This is a genomic window from Myxococcus faecalis (assembly GCF_050039385.1).
Classification (GTDB): Bacteria; Myxococcota; Myxococcia; order Myxococcales; family Myxococcaceae; genus Myxococcus; species Myxococcus fulvus.
In genome coordinates, this window is sequence record NZ_CP144336.1 from 8,388,406 (window position 1) to 8,406,083 (window position 17,678).

The 17,678-nt window shown below is 69.3% G+C and carries 15 protein-coding genes; 7 read left to right on the forward strand and 8 right to left on the reverse strand.

Annotated features, from left to right (window positions below):
* Positions 1–84: 84 nt before the first annotated feature.
* Positions 85–207, forward strand: coding sequence for a hypothetical protein (locus tag VZQ01_RS33940; RefSeq protein ID WP_013941470.1), 123 nt, complete (start codon positions 85–87; stop codon positions 205–207).
* 8 nt (positions 208–215) lie between these two features.
* On the opposite strand, the gene VZQ01_RS33945 is transcribed toward VZQ01_RS33940, so the two are convergent.
* Positions 216–1,415: a CapA family protein gene (locus VZQ01_RS33945; protein WP_426745703.1), complete on the reverse strand. Its 1,200-nt coding sequence runs from the start codon at positions 1,413–1,415 to the stop codon at positions 216–218.
* Between the two features lie 63 nt (positions 1,416–1,478).
* Here VZQ01_RS33945 and VZQ01_RS33950 point away from each other — a divergent pair, with 63 nt between their 5' ends.
* The 3 genes from VZQ01_RS33950 to VZQ01_RS33960 are packed head-to-tail and all read left to right on the forward strand — an operon-like array spanning position 1,479 to position 5,076.
* Positions 1,479–2,294: a tetratricopeptide repeat protein gene (locus VZQ01_RS33950; protein ID WP_223745702.1), complete on the forward strand. Its 816-nt coding sequence runs from the start codon at positions 1,479–1,481 to the stop codon at positions 2,292–2,294.
* Positions 2,295–2,297: 3 nt separating this feature from the next.
* The gene (locus VZQ01_RS33955) at positions 2,298–3,722 is read left to right on the forward strand and encodes a hemolysin family protein (RefSeq protein WP_223745703.1); all 1,425 of its coding nucleotides are present in this window, start codon (positions 2,298–2,300) and stop codon (positions 3,720–3,722) included.
* 19 nt (positions 3,723–3,741) lie between these two features.
* Positions 3,742–5,076 (forward strand): ATP-binding protein, encoded by a 1,335-nt coding sequence (locus VZQ01_RS33960; RefSeq protein ID WP_223784096.1) that lies wholly within the window; start codon positions 3,742–3,744, stop codon positions 5,074–5,076.
* 11 nt (positions 5,077–5,087) lie between these two features.
* Here the strand turns inward: VZQ01_RS33960 and VZQ01_RS33965 are convergent, their stop codons facing one another.
* The gene (locus tag VZQ01_RS33965) at positions 5,088–5,798 is read right to left on the reverse strand and encodes a TapB family protein (RefSeq protein ID WP_223745704.1); all 711 of its coding nucleotides are present in this window, start codon (positions 5,796–5,798) and stop codon (positions 5,088–5,090) included.
* A 338-nt stretch (positions 5,799–6,136) separates the two neighbouring features.
* Here VZQ01_RS33965 and smc point away from each other — a divergent pair, with 338 nt between their 5' ends.
* Positions 6,137–9,736: a chromosome segregation protein SMC gene (gene smc, locus VZQ01_RS33970; protein WP_223745705.1), complete on the forward strand. Its 3,600-nt coding sequence runs from the start codon at positions 6,137–6,139 to the stop codon at positions 9,734–9,736.
* Positions 9,737–9,868: 132 nt separating this feature from the next.
* Here the strand turns inward: smc and VZQ01_RS33975 are convergent, their stop codons facing one another.
* From VZQ01_RS33975 to groES, 6 genes are all read right to left on the reverse strand, one after another.
* Complete coding sequence (locus VZQ01_RS33975; RefSeq protein WP_223745706.1) at positions 9,869–11,077, reverse strand: hypothetical protein; 1,209 nt, start codon at positions 11,075–11,077, stop codon at positions 9,869–9,871.
* 38 nt (positions 11,078–11,115) lie between these two features.
* Positions 11,116–12,501 (reverse strand): FHA and sigma-54 interaction domain-containing protein, encoded by a 1,386-nt coding sequence (locus VZQ01_RS33980; protein ID WP_046718241.1) that lies wholly within the window; start codon positions 12,499–12,501, stop codon positions 11,116–11,118.
* Positions 12,502–13,103: 602 nt separating this feature from the next.
* Positions 13,104–13,520 (reverse strand): hypothetical protein, encoded by a 417-nt coding sequence (locus VZQ01_RS33985; protein ID WP_408889812.1) that lies wholly within the window; start codon positions 13,518–13,520, stop codon positions 13,104–13,106.
* 100 nt (positions 13,521–13,620) lie between these two features.
* Complete coding sequence (gene grxC / locus VZQ01_RS33990; RefSeq protein ID WP_141325484.1) at positions 13,621–13,878, reverse strand: glutaredoxin 3; 258 nt, start codon at positions 13,876–13,878, stop codon at positions 13,621–13,623.
* A gap of 148 nt (positions 13,879–14,026) precedes the next feature.
* Complete coding sequence (gene groL / locus VZQ01_RS33995) at positions 14,027–15,670, reverse strand: chaperonin GroEL (RefSeq protein ID WP_223745709.1); 1,644 nt, start codon at positions 15,668–15,670, stop codon at positions 14,027–14,029.
* 36 nt (positions 15,671–15,706) lie between these two features.
* On the reverse strand, positions 15,707–15,997 hold the full coding sequence (gene groES / locus VZQ01_RS34000) for a co-chaperone GroES (RefSeq protein ID WP_013941457.1): 291 nt from the start codon (positions 15,995–15,997) through the stop codon (positions 15,707–15,709).
* A gap of 415 nt (positions 15,998–16,412) precedes the next feature.
* Between groES and VZQ01_RS34005 the strand changes: the two genes are divergently transcribed.
* Both VZQ01_RS34005 and VZQ01_RS34010 read left to right on the forward strand, forming a co-directional pair.
* Complete coding sequence (locus VZQ01_RS34005; protein WP_223745710.1) at positions 16,413–17,012, forward strand: hypothetical protein; 600 nt, start codon at positions 16,413–16,415, stop codon at positions 17,010–17,012.
* A gap of 18 nt (positions 17,013–17,030) precedes the next feature.
* Positions 17,031–17,672, forward strand: coding sequence for a hypothetical protein (locus VZQ01_RS34010; protein ID WP_046714961.1), 642 nt, complete (start codon positions 17,031–17,033; stop codon positions 17,670–17,672).
* Positions 17,673–17,678: the final 6 nt, after the last annotated feature.

A 17,678-nucleotide genomic window follows, 5' to 3' on the forward strand; every position in this document is an offset into this window, starting at 1 on the left:
CGGTAGCATGAAAGAAGGGCCGCCCTCACCGCCGAGCCTCGTGCCCGAGCGGTCGGTCTCACATCACCTACACGGAGTCCTTCCATGCCCGCCCAGAAGGGAAATCGTTCCAAGAAGAAGGTCGCCAACCGCGCCAAGGGCCGGAAGGCCCAGCTGAAGCGCCGCCGCAGCCGCGCCAAGAAGGGCCAGTCCAACAACAAGGTCTGACGCGCCGGTTACTCCCTCCCGCCTGTCGCGGGGGAGGGAGTCGGCCCGGCCCACGGCTCCAGTTCGGGGAGCATCTTCCCCAGGGAGCGTGAGCTTTCGGCCAACAGGCGCAGCACCTCCTCGGCCGCCGGCCCCGTCACGGGCACCGGCTGGAAGGGGAGCTCCGGGAAGCGGTCCGTGCGCAGCGGCAGCACCTCGCTCTTGAGGTAGCCCTCCGGTCCGAAGGTCCCCTTCCACAACGCGCCGCGCTTGTCGCGCGGGTTCCAGTTCCCCCCGAAGACGAAGTTGCCCAGCGAGTACACCACGGGCCTGCCCTGGAAGAGCTCCATGCCCTGGAGCACGTGGGGGTGGCTGCCCAGCACGCCCGAGGCGCCCGCGTCGATGGCGGCGTGCGCCAGGCGGACCTGGTAGGGCTCCAGCACCTGGGTGCCCTCGCGGCCCCAGTGGAAGTAGGGCAGCACGACGTCCGCCTGGGCCTTGGCCAGGGCGATGTCCTCGCGCAGCATCCGCTCCATCACGTCCACGTCGGAGAAGTGGCCCGCGACGCCCGGCGTGGTGTCGGTGGCGTAGACCTCCGGCGGCTCGATATTGCGCTCGCCCAGGAAGAAGTAGCCCAGCAGCGCCACCCGCAGGCCGCCCACGGTGAGGACTGCGGGACGGCGCGCCTCGGCCAGGGTGCGCCCGGCGCCGAAGTAGGGGATGCGCGCGGCCTCCAGCGTCGCCAGGGTGTCGAGCAACCCCTGGGCGCCGTAGTCCATCAGGTGGTTGTTGGCCAGGCTGACCACGTCCACGCCGCCCGCGGTGAGCGCGCCCACCAGCTCCGGACGGGCCCGGAAGTTGAAGTTCTTGGGCAGCTTCTCGCCCCCTTCGGTGAAGGGGCACTCCAGGTTGATGACGAAGAGGTCCGCCGCGTCACCCAGGGCGCGGACCTCCTTGAAGCCATAGGCGAAGAGCTCCTCCCGGGAGCGGCCCTTGGCCAGCTCGTCGTCGAAGAACTTCTGGTGGTTGTGGCCGAGCGTCACGTCCCCGCCGAACAGGAGGGTGATGGGGCGGGGGACGGCGGGCGGGGAGGGGGGCGCCAGGGCGGCGGGCGTCCCGGCGTCCTCGGTTTGTCGGGTCGGGGCGGGAGGGGTGGGGTCCACCGTCACCGGGACGGGGCGAGGATGACAGGCGGAGAACAGGAGGAGCAGCAGGGCGGCGTGGCGCATGGACGGAGGGAAACTCTACCTTGCACCCGTGTTTGCGCGGCGCGTAGATTGCCCCGCGCGCTCATGGCCCGGGAAAAGGACAACATCGCGCTCTCCGACGAGCACAACACTCGCGGAATCGAGCTGGCGGACCGGGGTTGGCTGGACGAGGCCATCAAGGAGTTCAAGAAGGCCATCGAGCTGGACCCCAGCTCCGCGCACGCCCACGACAACCTGGCCACCGTCTACGCGGAGAAGAAGCTCTTCCGCGAGGCGCTCACCGAGTACCTCACCGCCCTGAAGCTGGAGCCGGAGAGCGCCACGGCGCACTACAACCTGGCCTGCTTCCTCTCCACGCACGCGGGGGAGATGGCGGTGGAGGAGTACAAGGAGGCCATCGAGCTGGACCCCGAGTACCCGGACGCGCACCTCAACCTGGGCCTCACGTACGCGGACCAGGGCCGGGTCGAGGAGGCGATGCGCGAGCTGCAGGCGGCCATCGAGTTGGATCCGCAGGACGCGTTCCCCCGGCACGAGCTGGCGGCGCTGATGATGGACGAGGGCGACTACCGATCCGCCATCACGCTCCTCAAGGACGTGGTGCGGCTGGAGCCGGACAACTTCGAGGCCCAGTTGGATTTGGGCATCTGCTACGCGCAGAAGGGCTTCTACGCGGAGGCCGAGCGCGCGTACGAGCGGGCCCGGGCGCTCAACGCCGAGGACCTGCTGCTCAACTACAACCTGTCCGCGCTGTACGCCCTGTGGGGGCGACCGAAGGACGCGGTGACGTACCTGAAGTCGGCGCTCACGGCGGACCGGCAGAAGGTGATGGGGTGGTTGTCGACGGACCCCATGTTCGACGCCCTCAAGGGCGACACCGACTTCGAAGCCTTGTTCTGAGCCATGGGCATGGAATGGGTGTTCCTGGGGCTGGCGATCCTCCTGGTCTTCGCCAACGGCTTCTTCGTGGCGACCGAGTTCGCCATCGTGAAGATTCGCGCCACGCGGCTGCAGGCGCTGGTGGACGAGGGCCAGCCGGGCTCCACGCAGGCGCTGAAGATGGTGGAGCAGTTGGACGCGTACCTGTCCGCCACCCAGTTCGGAATCACGCTGGCGTCGCTGGGGCTGGGCTGGCTGGGTGAGCCCGCCTTCGCGAAGCTGTTGGAGCCGGTGCTGACGCGGGTGGTGCCCGAGGGCGCGAGCCCCACGGTGGCGCACACCGCGTCGGTGGTCATCGCCTTCAGCATCATCACGTTCCTGCACATCGTGCTGGGGGAGCTGGCGCCCAAGAGCCTGGCCATCCAGCGCGCGGAGGCGACGACGCTCGCGGTGGCGCTGCCGATGCGGGCCTTCTACCTGCTGTTCTACCCGGCCATCGTGCTGCTCAACGGGCTGGCGGCGTGGGTGCTGCGGGTGGTGGGGCTGCAGACGGTGGGCGAGGCGCACGAGGCGCACAGCGAGGACGAGCTGCTCGTCATCCTCCACAGCTCCGCGCAGGCGGGGGCGATCACGACGGCGCGCGCGGAGCTGCTCGAGCGCGCGCTGGAGATGGCGCAGAAGACGGCGCGGCAGGTGATGGTGCCGCGCAACCAGGTGAAGTTCCTGGACGTGGAGGAGCCGCTGGAGAAGTGCATCGCGGACGCGCGCGCCGCGGGGCACACGTGGCTGCCGGTGTGTCGGGGCAACCTGGACGAGGTCGAGGGCGTGGTGAACGCCAAGGACCTCTTCTTCCTGTTGTCGCGCGGCGAGCTGCGCAGCCTGGCGCAGGTGCAGCGGCCGGTGCTGTTCATCCCGGAGAACGCGACGCTGGAGCAGCTGCTCGCGGAGTTCCGGCGCCGGCGTCGTCAGACGGCGCTGGTGGTGGACGAGCACGGCGGTACGTCGGGCCTGGTCACCATCGCGGACGTGGTGGCGGAGGTGGTGGGCGACGTGGCGGAGCTGGGCCGGCGGGTGGAGGAGGTGCGTTCGCTGCCCGGTGGACGCTTCGAGCTGCCCGGCACCGCGCAGTTGGACGACCTGGAGGAGCGGCTGGACGTCAGCTTCGACCTGGACGAGGACGAAGAGGGCGAGGTGACGACGATTGCCGGCTTCCTGATGTCGAAGCTGGGGCGGGTGCCGGAGAAGGGCGACTCGCTGCGGCTCGACATGTGGCGCATCCTCGTGGAGGAGGTGGACGGGCCCCGCGTGGTGCGCGTGGTGGTGGAGCCCCAGTCCCGCGCCGCGCCCAGGACGCCCGCGGATGGCTCCGCGCCGGCGACGTCGACGGACGGCTCCCCGGGTGAGCCTCCCCCGACGGCTTCCTCGGGCTCGGGCGGCGAGTCCGCCTGACAACGTGAGACGTGCTTGTATGGACGTTCTGGGTGAGGGAGCAGCAAGCGTCAGAAACGCCAGGGATGATTCGCTAGGTCAGACCGAGTCCCGCCCGTTCAAGAGGAATGTGATGACGCCTGTGTCCCCACCGACGAGGGTCGAACTGCCTGATCCGGCGCCGCTATTGCGTTGGTTGGCGCACGATCCCGTAGGGCTCCCGCTCGGCTCTGTCGACCCCATCGAGATGTGGGGTCTGGTGGCGCTCGCGGCGCTTGCGAGGATGGACGGGGCGACTCCGCTGCGTGTGACGCTCGACTCCAACTCGCGCTCATGTCAGTTCGCGCGCGCGGTGGGGTTCGAGGATGTCCTTTCCACGACGGGGCAACTCGCCACCGCGCCTGCGGAGCAGGGCCGTACCGTCAAGCTCACTCGCATCCGCAGGCAGGACTCGACGGAGCCTCCCTCCGACAAAGTCTCTCGACTGCTGGTTCCCGACAGCCGCTTCGAGGACACCCGCCGCACGCTGTACTACGTACTGAACGAGCTGCTGAGGAACATCGTCCAGCACAGCCATGACCCCCTAGGAGGTGTCGTCGGGGCGCAGCTCAACCGGGGCGGACGCAATGCTGCGCAGCCCATGGTCCAGGTTGCGGTCGCCGATGCGGGAATCGGGATTCCCCAGAGCCTCGTGGGCCGACACCCGAGCCTCGTGGATGCCGGAGCCGCGCTGGAGAAGTCGCTGTGGCCTCATATCTCCAGCGCGTTCGACGAGGGAGAGACTGGCAGCGCCCAGAACGCTGGCATGGGCCTGTTCTTCATCTCGGAGATGACCAAGCTGGTCGGTGGTCGCCTGCTCATCGCGACGCGGGGGGTCACACTGACGCTGCAGGGGGATGAGAACTTCGAAGACCCCCACGGCATCCAGCACGTCCTGAGAGACGTGGGGTTCCCTGGGACGTTGGTTGCGTTCGAAATGCCAGCGGAGGCGGAGCAGGACTACGACGGCATGATCGAGACGATTCGTCAGCGCGCCAAGGACCGTACGCCAAGGCGGGCGGTCCACAAGTGGCTCACGTTCGATGCGCCTCCACCCCAGAGCTTGCGGGTCATTGTCCGCTCTACGGGTGTGGAGGACGCGAGGGCGGCTCAGCGCTACTCGGAGGATGTCCTCCTCCCCAGGCTCATCAAGCGGCAGCCCGTCGCGCTGGACTTTGTTGGCATCCCGACGTGCACGCAGAGCTACGTGCACGCCTTGCTCTACGAGGCCCTCCGCCTTGCTTGGGCGCGCAAGACGCCCATTTACGTCCTCAACGCTCAGCCCGCGGTGCGCAGTACGTTGGAGCTCCTGGAGAACTACGCCCTGGGCGGGTAGCTCCAGCGCGCTCAGGGCGCGGACGTGCCCTTCTTGTCGGCCGCGGCCTTCTTCACGGGCCGCTTCTCCTTGCCGGAGGACTTGGCCTGTGCGGGCTGGGGCCTTTCAACCTTGAGCAGCTCCAGATCCGTGCTCTCCGGCGTGGCGAACTTGATGATGCCCACGCCCGGCGCGAACCAGATGTAGCTCTCCATGGAGCGGCCCTCGGAGCCGGGGCGGCTGGCGCGCGCGGTGACGATGTTCTTCACCTTCAGGGCCTTGAACGTCCCGGCCGCGACGGTGACCTCCTCCTCGCCCACCACCGTGGACTCCTTGTCGAACGTCGTCGCGATGATGGGGCGGATGCCGCCCGTCTTGCCCACGGGAGGCTGGAGCTTCACCGACAGGCTGTTCTTCCAGGTGCCACCCAGCACCATGCTCGACGGCGCGGGCACGGCCACGCCCTCGGAGCTCACCACCTGGACATCCATGCCGGACGCCGACAGCAGCGTACCCTCCAGGCCACCCAGGCCCGTGCTCATGCCCAGGCTGCTACAGGTTGCATCCGTCTCGCCCTGTCGGCCCTTGAGCTTCACGGCGACCTTGCCGGTGAGGCCCTCCGGCGTGGGCGTCACGCCGTGCGTGCTCAGCACCATCTGCGAGGACCTGCCCGCCCGGTAGGTGAGCGTCAGCCCCTCCTCGAGGGGGAAATACGGGTTGGGGCAGGCAGAGACCGCCTCCACCGCTTGAGTGTCAGACCGGGGTGCTACCTCCGGCGTAGGAGACGCTCCCATGAGGAGCGTCATGGCGAGAAAGGGCTGGAACGTATGCAACCTCCGGAAAAGTCAATGGGAAGGTAGGGTGGGGCGCCCAGGGTGCAAGTCCGAGAGAGGACCCTGCTGGCCGACTCCTGTCCGACCGAAGGGCAAGCAGCCGAACGTATGGCCACGCGTGGCATGGTCACGCTTGATCGCCTGGGAGGCGGCTGGTAGTCCTCGGAGAAATCGTTCCGAGGCCGATTTCTAGGCCTCGCGCTCACTTTTCACTCAGTACCTCGCGCGTCTCCCGGGAGCCCGCTGGCATGCGTATCAAGCGGTTGGACATCACTGGCTTCAAGTCCTTCATGGAGCGCAGCGTCTTCACGTTCGACGAAGGCGTCACCGGCATCGTCGGCCCCAACGGCTGCGGCAAGTCGAACGTCGTGGACGCCATCCGCTGGGTGATGGGTGAGCAGAGCGCGAAGAACCTCCGTGGCCGTGGCATGGAGGACGTCATCTTCAACGGCTCGGAGAACAAGCCGCCCCTGTCCATGGCGGAGGTGTCGCTGACCTTCCTGGTGGACGACACGGACCAGCTCGCGCCCCAGTACCAGGGCTTCTCGGAGATCACCGTCACGCGGCGCCTGTTCCGCAACGGGGACTCGGAGTACCTCATCAACAAGACGCTGTGCCGCCTGCTCGACATCACCGAGCTGTTCCTGGGCACGGGCGTGGGAACCAAGGCCTACTCCATCATCGAGCAGGGCCGCGTGGGCCTCATCGTCTCCAGCAAGCCGGAGGACCGCCGGCACCTCTTGGAGGAGGCCGCGGGCGTCACCAAGTACAAGGCGCGCCGCAAGGCCGCCGAGCGGAAGATGGAGGCCACCGAGGCCAACCTCCTGCGCGTCACCGACATCACCAGCGAGCTGGAGAAGCGGCTGGACGCGCTGTCGCGTCAGGCGAAGAAGGCGGAGAAGTACAAGAAGCTCAAGGCGCGCATGCGGGACATCGACCTGCACGCGGCCAGCCACCGTCACCTGGAGCTGCTCGCGGAGAAGCAGGTCCTCCAGTCGCGCCTGTCCAACCTGGGCACCGAGGAGCGCGACAGCCTGGACCGCGTGAAGGAGCTGGAGGAGACCATCGCCCGGCGCCGCGCGGAGCTGGACGCGGAGGCCGCGGCGCTCCAGGCCCTGGCCGCCGAGGTGCACGCGCTGGAGAGCTCGCTGCAGCGCGACACGCAGGACTTGTCCTACGGCAAGCGCGACCTGGAGGAGACGCAGGCCCGCGTGGCCCAGGCCCGCACGGAGCTGGACGGGCTGCTCGCGCGCCAGGCGGAGATGTCCGAGGCCATGGCCGCGCGCGAGGCCGAGCTGTCCGGCATCGCCGGCTCGTGGAAGGAGGACGAGGTGGCGATGCAGGTGGCGCAGGAGGAGCTGCGCCGCGTCACCCAGCTGCAGACGGAAGTGGCCCTGCGGCTCGAGCAGGAGCGCGCGGGCCTGGTCGCCGTGGCCACGCGGCTGGCCAACCACGAGAGCAACCTGGTGGGCCTGGCCCGTCAGCGCACCGATTTGGAGGGCCGCCGCGCCAAGCTGCAGGCGGAGCTGGCGGCGCTGCGCGAGCAGGAGGCGCAGCTGGAGACGGCGCGCGGTGAGGTGGCGAGGCGGGTGGAGGACACCCGGCACCTGGCCGCGGAGCTGGCCGAGCACAAGGCGCAGGAGGAGGACGCCCTGTCGCGCACGCGCGCGGCCTTCACTGAGAACGAAATCCAGGTCATCGCCCTGCGCGAGGAGCTGAGCGACAAGCGGAGCCGCCTGTCGTCGCTGGAGGACATCCAGAAGAACTACGACGGGTTCGACCGCGGCGTGCGCGCCGTCATGGTGCGCGCGGGCACGGTGGCCCGGGAGCAGGGCATCTTCGGCCTCGTCGCCGACGTGCTCACGGTGACGCCGCGCTACGAGCGCGCGGTGGAGGCCGCCCTGGGTGAGCGGCTCCAGCACGTCATCGTCGAGAGCCGCGACAAGGGCGTGGAGCTGGTGGAGTACCTCAAGGGCCACGCGGAGGGCCGGGGCAGCTTCCTGCCCGTGCCCGCGCTGGACGCCCTGCCGCCCGTGGAGGCGCCGGACTTCGAGCGCCCGGGCGTGCTGGCGCACGCGCTGGGCGAGGTGACGTGCGAGGAGGCGCTGCAGCCCGTGGTGCGGCTGCTCCTCGGAGACGTCGTCATCGTCCAGGACCTGGCGGCGGCGCGCGCGTACTCGGAGGCCGGCGGCCCGGCGCGCACGCTCGTCACGCAGGACGGCGAGGTGTTCCGGCAGGACGGCACCATCGTCGGCGGTGAGCGCGAGGGCGCGGCGGTGGGCGCGCTCCAGAAGAAGCGCGAGATCGCGGAGCTGGCCACCGAGGTGGCCCGGGTGGAGGAGCGCTACAACGAAATCCTGACCCGGCACTACACGCTCCAGAAGCAGATGGGGCACACCGAGGGCGTCCTCAAGGGGCTGGCAAAGAACCAGCACGCCGAGGAGGTGAACCTCGCCAGCCAGGAGAAGGACCTGCACAAGGCGGGTGAGGACCTGGCGCGCGTGCGCGAGCGGGTGCGCTCCCTGGAGCAGGAGGACGGGCAGCTGGGGCAGAGCCACATGGCGCTGGCCCACGAGGAGGAGGCCAGCCGCGGCGAGGTGGCCCACGGCCAGACGGACCGCGAGGCCCGCGAGGAGCGCGTCAAGCAGCTCGCCGGCGAGCAGGAGTCCCTGCGCCAGCGCGCGGAGGCCGCCAACGCGGACCTGACGGGCCTGCGCATCAAGGTGGCCGCCGGCAGCGAGCGCGGCGAGTCCGCGCGCAAGGAGCTGGACAGCCTGGTCACCCAGCGCCGGGAGATGGAGACGCGCGTGGCGCGCCTGCAGGCGACCCTGGCCGAGGGCGGCGCGCGCACGGAGGAGCTGGGCAAGCGCACCACGGAGACCGAGGCGGGCCTGTCCCAGCGCGTGGAGGAGCACCGCGTCGCCGCGGAGGGCCTGGAGTCCCGGCGCGCCGCGCACCTGCTCGCCTCCAGCGAGGTGCGTGAGCAGGACTCCCAGTTCCGCGAGCTGCGCGGCCGGGTGGAGGAGCTGATGCAGGGGCTGTCGCAGATTTCGCTGCGCGAGCGCGAGATTGCCCTGGAGCTCGAGCACCTGTCGGCCGGCATCCGCGAGCGCCACCAGGTGGACCTGGCGCTGGAGCTGCACCGCTACCACCTGCTGCCGTCGCTGACGCCGGAGACGGAGGCGGAGCTGAAGGATCTGCGCGCCCAGGTGGAGAAGATGGGGGAGATCAACCTCACCGCCATCGACGAGCACGCGGAGCTCTCCAAGCGCTTCGACTTCCTCACCGCGCAGAAGACGGACCTGCAGGCCTCCATGGGGCAGCTCAAGGAGGCCATCCAGCGCATCGACGCGACCAGCCGCGAGCGCTTCAAGCAGACCTTCGACGTGGTGAACGAGAAGTTCCAGGCCATCTTCCCCCGCCTGTTCGGCGGTGGCCGCGCCAGCCTGGTGCTCACCAATGACGGGCCCAACGGCGAGCCGGGCGTGGAAATCGTCGCGCAGCCGCCGGGCAAGAAGCTCCAGAGCGTCAACCTGCTCTCCGGTGGCGAGAAGGCCCTCACCGCCGTGGGCCTCATCTTCGGCATCTTCCTCATCAAGCCCACGCCCTTCTGCCTCCTGGACGAGGTCGACGCGCCGCTGGATGAGGGCAACGTGGGCCGCTACAACGACATGGTGAAGGAGATGAGCCGCCAGTCGCAGTTCATCCTCATTACGCACAACAAGCGCACCATGGAGGTCTCCAACACCCTCTACGGCGTCACCATGGAGGAGCCGGGCATCTCCAAGCTGGTCAGCGTGAAGATTCGCGAGGCCAACGCGGCCAACGACGACAAGATCAGCGCGTAGTCGCGCGGGTCTGGGGCCGGGGAGTCCTCCCGGCCTCCCTGCTGGCGGCGGCACACAGGCCAGGAACACGGAAGGCGCGGGCCCCGACTTTCGGGAACCCGCGCCTTCGTGCGTTTCAGGCGGTGCCTGGGGCTACTTCTTGTAGCTCTTCTTCGGGCAGGCCTTCTGGTCCGCCTCGACGCGGGCCTGGGCGGTGCTCAGGTCCTTCTGGGTGTTGGTGAGGGCCGTCTGGCTGGCCGTCTCCACCGGCGTCCAACCCTCGGCGTCGGTCGTCTTCAGCTCCTGCACCAGCGCCACGGAGGCCTGGTCCACGACCTGCTGGGCCTCCAGCGCCTTCACCCAGCCCTGCGCGGCCTCGACCAGGCTGTTGCACTTGCCGGACAGCTCGTCGAAGAGCTTGTAGTCCTTGGTCTTCTGGTACTTGGCCACCACGGCCTCGAAGGCCTCGGCCGCCGCGGCGCGGGCGCCGAACGCGATGGCCGCGTCCGCCGCGCGCTGGTTGCGCACGACCTCCAGCTGGAAGAAGCGCAGCTGCGGGGGCAGCGAGGACGTCGCCTCGGTGGCGTTGGAGTTGAAGTGCACGAAGCGGTGCGGGTAGGTGAGCTTGTCGGTGGACACCTTCGCGGGCACCGCGAGCACCTTCGTCTTGAGGCACGCGGCCAGCTGGTCACCCTCGGTGCTGCCGGAGGCGTCGAACGTCACCTCGGCCGTGGGCTGCCCCTTGACGAGCGTCACGTGCGACGTCAGCACGGGCGGCGTCGCGCCCTTGTAGCCCGCGTAGCAGTCACACCACTCCTGCTGGGCCAGGCGCACCGCGCCGGAGAAGTCCGAGCCGTCGTTCACCCCGAACTTCACCGACGCGCTGCTGCCGGTGTCGTGCTCGAAGGTCGCGGTGGACTCGACGGCCGCGGCGCCCTTGGCGAGCAGCTTCGGCTTGACGAGCTTGTCCACCACGCCCTGGATGCACTGCTGGCCGGTGGGGGTGAGGTTGTCACCGCTGATGGCGTGCGTGGCGCTGGTGTCCGTCACGGTGGTCTTCACCGTCACGACGGTCTTCTCGGCGGGGCCCCGGTTGCTGGGGCTCACCAGACACTCGAGCACCTCCGGACGGGTGGTGAGCATGGCGCCCACGAGCACGCCCTGGTTGGACGGGGGCAGGTCCAGCTCGCGCGGGAAGCAGCTGGCCACGTCGAAGGCGGGCTGGTTGCCGATGCGCACGCGCTCCTCGGTGCTCACGGGCTTGCCGCCATTGCCATTGGCCGCCGCATCCTCTGCGGGCTTCTGCTGACCGGCGCAAGCGGCGGTGAAGACGACGGAGGCTACGACGAGACGACGCAACATGCGGTTGTTCTCCCTGGGGTAGGACTGCGAGGGGGCACTCACTTCTCCAGGCCCTCGGCGTTCTTGAGGTCCTTGAGGCGAAGCCCGTTCTTCTTGAGCAGGCGGTAGAGGCTCTGCATCGACAACCCGGTGCGCTGCTCGGCGGCCTTCATGTCGAAGCCCACCGTGCGCATCACCTCGGCGAAATACAAACGCTCGAAGTCGGCCAGCACCCGGTCCTTGGCCTCGTGGTACGGCATGCCGGTGACGAGCGTGGCCACCTGCGTGCTGGGTGGCTGCCCGTCCGGGCGGCGCGAGGGCTGGGCCAGGAAGTCCAGCCAGCTGGTGTTGCCCGTCTCCTCCATGAGCGCGCCGCGCTCGAGCACGTTGCGCAGCTCGCGCACGTTGCCCGGCCAGTCGTAGCCCTCGAAGAGCGCCAGCGTCTGGGGCGTGAGCGACACGCTGGCCCGCAGCGTCTGGGACAGGGCCTGCGCGAGCGACGGCAAGTCCTCCCGGCGCGTGCGCAGGGGCGGCAGCCGCACGCGCGCCACGGCCAGGCGGAAGTAGAGGTCCGCGCGGAAGCGGCCCTGGCGCACGTCCTCCTCCAGGTTGCGGTGCGTGGAGGCGATGACGCGCACGTCCACCGGCACCGGCTGCCCGTCCAGCGACGGCACCTCGCGCGCGTCCAACACGCGCAAGAGCTTGCCCTGCACCAGCAGTGGCAGCTCGCCCACCTCGTCCAGGAAGAGCGTGCCTCCGCGGGCGGCCTCGAAGACGCCTCGGGCCTCCTTGTCCTCCGGGTCGCTCGCGCGCAGGCCGCCGAACAGCTCGCGCTCCGCCTTCTCCTCGGAGATGAGGTTGCAGTCGACGACCTTGAAGGGGCCGTGACGCCGCGACGAGTGCTGGTGCACCGCCCTGGCCGCCAGCTCCTTGCCCGTGCCCGTCTCACCCTCGATGAGCAGGCTCATGTCCTCGCGGGCCACGCGGCGCAGCTCGGTGAAGACCCAGCGCATCTTCTCCGACGTGCCCACCAGCGCGCCGAAGGACTCCGCCCCGGCCAGCTCCACCTCCGTGGGCTTGGCGGCCACCTTCACCGCGAGCTTCGTCTTGCCCAGCTCCACCTTGTCGCCGCGCCCCAGGTACGCCTGGAGCACCTGCCGGCCGTCGAGGAAGGTGCCGTTGCGGCTGCCGGTGTCGCGCAGCAAGAGGCCCCGGGGCGTGCGCTCCACCTCCAGGTGACGGCGGCTCACCGTGGTGTCGGTCAGCACCAGGTCGCTCGCGGGGTCCGAGCCCACGCGCACCAGGCCATCCTGGGTGGTCACCTTCTTTCCCTTGTCGGGGCCCGACACCACCTCCACGGTCCACTCGTGAATGGGGATGCGCGTCGTGCGGCCTTCGTCCTTGTCCGTCTGGGTGGTCTGGGTGACCTCGGGCCTGGGTTCCATCATGGGTCCTCTTTAGGTGCGAGGGGACCGGGCGGGCAAGCCCGACGCACCGTCTGCGCGCCCCCACTTCGCGGGGGCAACAAGAGTGGAAGATTCTTCCCGGAAGGCAGCTGTAAGCGCGCCTCCTGCGAGAAGGAAAACCCGGGCATCGCGGCCCGGGACAATGGGAAACGTCGAGGGGGGACGCTTCAGGGCGAGGGAGGGTTCCGCGCGCGTGTGCAGCGCGAGCGCGGCCTCGCGGGTGGGCTTCGGGAGGACGCGTCGAGGGGCGGCGCCTGGAGCCACAGACGCTCCAGTCAGGGGTCGGCGGTGAGTGTCCACCAGGACACGTTCACCACCGGTCGCGCGCCAGGACGCGTCGGGCTCACGGCGCGCGGCCTCGTCCAGCGCGTGCCCGGAAAGGCCTGCGGGAGGAGAGGTCTCGACGTCGTGGGTCCGAGGGCCCCGTCCGGAAGACACGGCACGGCCGGCGCGCCGCCACATGGGCAGGCGTGCCGACTCGCATCGTCCGGGGAGGGAAGGGCCGTTCCTGAAACTCACGGCCGGCATCCAATGCGAACGCCTCGCGCGAATCCAGTGCTCACGCGAGGCCGTGCTTCACTTCAGTACGTCGCCGGCGAGTCGCTGGCCGGGAAGGACTCCTTCGACAGCTCGTCGACGAGGTCGTCGGACGCGCTGCCTCCGGACTTCACGCCCGCATTCACGGGAGCGCCGGCTCGCGGCGTCTTGCTGGAAGCGCTGGACTTGCTGGAGCCGGCCGCGCGCTTCTTGCCAGGCTCCGCGGCGGGCTTCTCCACGGACGAAAGGCGCGCGCCCAGCAGGTTCTTCGCCCGCTCGGCCAGGTGGCGCTGCTCGTCCTGCCAGTCGCGGAAGAACTGCGCCAGCTCCGGGTCGCCCGCCTGCTCGGCGTCGCGGATGAACTGCTCGGCCGTCGAGGCGCCCTTGAGCAGGTGGTACAGCGTGCTGATGACGTTGTCGTGCGCGTCCCGGGTCCCCGTCTGCCGCTCTTCACCTGCCATGTCCGCCTCCCGAGAAAGGGTGGTGTGCCATGGGGGAAAGCTAGCCACGGGGGCGGTGGGCGGCCCCGGGTGGGGCGCCCGCCCGCCTGCTCGCACCCGGTCAGGCTTGCAGCATGGGGTCCAGCTTGCCTTCCTTGTCGAGCTGGGCCAGGTCCGAGTAGCCGCCGACGTGCGTGTCGCCGATGAAGATTTGCGGCACGGTGCGCTGGCCGCCGCTCATCTCCACGAGCCTGGCTCGCGTGTCGTCGTCTCCGGTGACGTCCAGCTCCTGGAAGTCAACGCCCTTGCGCTTGAGCAGGTCCTTCGCGCGGACGCAAAAGCCACAGTAGTTCGTGGTGTAGATCTTCACGGGCTTCACGGTGTCTCCTCCTTCATTCCCAAACCTAAGGGCGTGGCCTGCCCCGCGCCACCCGGGGCATGAAAGCACGACGGCCCCCGGCTCCCTGAAGAGGAACCGGAGGCCGTCTTCGACAGCAGTCACCCCGGCCGGAGCCGGGGTGGGGGCATCACATCCCCATGCCGCCCATGCCGCCCATGCCGCCCATGCCACCGGCGCCAGCGGGAGCGTCCTTCTCCTCCTTCGGGCGCTCGGCCACCATCGCCTCGGTGGTGAGCATCAGGGAGGCCACGGACGCGGAGTTCTGCAGCGCCGTGCGGCTCACCTTGGCCGGGTCGATGACGCCCGCGGCCAGCAGGTCCTCGTACGCGCCCGTCGCGGCGTTGAAGCCGAACGCGCCCGTGCCTTCCTTGACCTTGTTGACGATGACGCTGCCCTCGAGGCCGCCGTTGCCGACGATCTGGCGCAGGGGCTCCTCGACGGCGCGGCGGATGATGTCCACGCCGAACTTCTCACCCTCGGCGAACGTCTGACCCTCCAGCGCCTTGAGGCACCGGATGTAGGCCACGCCGCCGCCGGGGACCACGCCCTCCTCGACGGCCGCGCGGGTCGCGTTGAGCGCGTCCTCCACGCGGGCCTTCTTCTCCTTCATCTCCGTCTCGGTGGCCGCGCCGACGTTGATGACGGCCACGCCGCCCACGAGCTTCGCCAGGCGCTCCTGGAGCTTCTCGCGGTCGTAGTCGCTGGTGGTCTCCTCGATCTGCGCGCGGATCTGCTTCACGCGCGCGTTGATCTCCTGCTCGCTGCCCGCGCCGTCGACGACGGTGGTGTTGTCCTTGTCGACGGTGATGCGCTTGGCGCGGCCCAGGTCCTTGAGCTCCAGGGTGTCCAGCTTGATGCCCAGGTCCTCGGCGATCATCCGGCCGCCCGTCAGGGTGGCGATGTCCTCGAGGATGGCCTTGCGGCGGTCGCCGAAGCCCGGCGCCTTCACCGCGCACACGTTCAGCACGCCGCGGATCTTGTTGACCACCAGCGTGGCCAGCGCCTCACCCTCGACCTCCTCGGCGATGATGAGCAGCGGCTTACCCGCGCGCGCCACCTGCTCCAGGATGGGGAGCAGGTCCTTCATGGAGGAGATCTTCTTCTCGTGGATGAGGATGAGCGCGTCGTTCAGCACCGCCTCCATCCGCTCCGGGTCCGTCACGAAGTACGGGGAGAGGTAGCCGCGGTCGAACTGCATGCCCTCGACCACGTCCAGCGTGGTCTCCAGGCCCTTGGCCTCCTCCACCGTGATGACGCCCTCCTTGCCGACCTTCTCCATCGCGTCCGCGATGATCTGGCCGATGGTGGCATCGCCGTTGGCGGAGATGGTGCCGACCTGGGCGATCTCCTTCTTGTCCTTCGTCGGCTTGGCCAGCTTCTTCAGCTCGCCCACGATGACCGACACGGCCTTGTCGATGCCGCGCTTGATGTCCATCGGGTTGTGGCCCGCGGCCACCAGCTTCGCGCCCTCGCGGAAGATGGCCTGCGCCAGCACGGTGGCCGTCGTGGTGCCGTCACCGGCCACGTCGGAGGTCTTGGACGCGACCTCCTTGACCATCTGCGCGCCCATGTTCTCGAACTTGTTCTCCAGTTCGATTTCCTTCGCCACCGTCACACCGTCCTTGGTGATGGTGGGCGAGCCGAAGCTCTTCTCGATGACGACGTTGCGGCCCTTGGGGCCCAGGGTCACCTTGACCGCGTCGGCCAGGATGTTGACGCCACGGAGGATGGCCTCGCGGGCGCGCACGTCGAAAAGCAGGTCCTTCGCCATGATGGGGATTCCTTGAGTGAAGGGGTGGGGGCGGGATTACTTCTCGATGACGCCGAGCACATCCTCCTCACGGAGGATGAGGTGCTCCTCGCCGTCGAGCTTGATCTCGGTCCCGGCGTACTTGCTGAAGAGGATGGTGTCGCCGGCCTTGATGTCCAGGGGACGCACCTTGCCGTCCTCCTGCACCTTGCCGTTGCCGACCGCGACGACCTTGCCCTCGAGGGGCTTCTCCTTCGCCGTGTCCGGGATGAAGAGGCCGCCCTTGGTCTTGTTCTCCTCGGCGACCCGCTTGACGATGAGCCGATCCTGCAGGGGACGAATCTTCATGGTCTGCTCCTTGATGGGGCGCCCTCCGTCCGGGGACTCCGGGCGGCTTGGGGCGCCGCTGGGGGTTGAAAAAGGGCCGTGACGACCCGCGGCATTAGCACTCCGACCTCGCGAGTGCTAACGCCTAGGCGCGGCGGATAATAACCAGGGAAGATGACCCGTCAAGCGACGCGGGACGCTCGGGCCGTGAGCTGCCAACTGCCCGGCATTGCTGTCTTTTTTCCCTCCCGTTGCGTCCGTGACAGGTAGAGCCCGCCCGCATGCCCGCACGGCTCGGATTGGCACTCGGACGTCACGAGTGCTAGCGCAAGTGCCTGGAATCATTGACGGGCGCTTTTGCGACGCGGAGGGTCGATTGCTACCGTTCCCTTATTCCCGCCGGCCACGCGGGCCGGGCGGGGGGAAGGGAGTGTCGATGAGTCAACTGGTGGCGTCCCTGTCGTTGAAGGAGTTCTTCAAATCGCTCCTGGACGAGGTCACCTCGCGGCAGCGGGTGATGCTGGAAGAGGTGACGGAGTTCTACCTGGTGAACCTGCTGGCGGAGTTCGCCAGCACCGACAACCTGTTCGACCGCCAGGAGGACGGCCGCCGCGCGCGGGAGCCCCTGGCGGTGCTCTACCACCAGGCCCTCCAGCAGGAGCGTGAGGCGCGCATCAAGACGCTGCGGCGGCTGGGCGACGTCTCGCTCTACACCGTGGGGTTCTTCTCCGGCGCGCTGCAGGGCGGGGTGGTGGGGCCCGACTACTACATCCAGATGGGCGGCACCGCGTACGGTCAGGTGGCGGACCTGTCGCCCCGTGCGGGCTTCGCGGGGGTGTACCGGGAGCTGCGCGACAAGTTCCGCGCGGTGGCGGAGGTCCTGGAGGAGATCGCCGCGCGGGGCATGGTGCAGGCGGGGCCCAGCGGGGCGCTCAAGGTCTACGAGACGTGGGCGCGCACGGGCAGCGACCGGCTGGAGCGGGTCCTGGTGGATGCGGGGATGATGCCGGCGCCCAAGGGCCAGCTCCCCAACTGACGCGAGGGAGGTCGCCACATGATTGGCCGCGTTCAGGACCACCTGGAGGCCATCTACGGCTTCACGTGCGAGGCACGGGCGGAGACCTTCGTGGTGGACACGGAGGCCGCCGCCCGGCTGGGCGCCACCGGGCGCAGCGACGAGGAGCTGCTGGTCCACGAAGCCGACGACGCGCTGGAGCTGGCGCTGTACCTGTCCCCGGCGCTCCTGGACCGGCTCAAGCCCTACGAGGCCGGGCCCCTGGGGTACGTGCTGGACGGGGACCTGGCCGGCTACTGCCAGGTGGCCGAGGGCGTCAGCCACTTCCTCTACATGGCCCACACCGCGGCGCACGGGCGCACGGTGTCGCTGCTGGAGCTGGAGGCCCAGGCGGAGGTGGACAAGTTCGCCGTGTGCCTCCTGCACCGCTGGGGCGAGGGCGTGGGGGCCTGGGCGCAGGAGCTGCTCACCCGGCTGTTCGACCGGGTGTCCTACCGCGACAGGCTGTCCTCCCAGGAGCGCTGGCGCTACGAGGAGGCCAACCGGCTGTCCCGGCGGTTCTGCTCGCGGATGATGACGCACGTGGCCGGACGGCGGCTGGAGCGGCTCCTGTCGGACCTGCGGTACGCCTACCGGCTGGGGGCGGAGGCGAAGCTGAGCCACTTCGCCCACGGAGGCTGAGTCCGG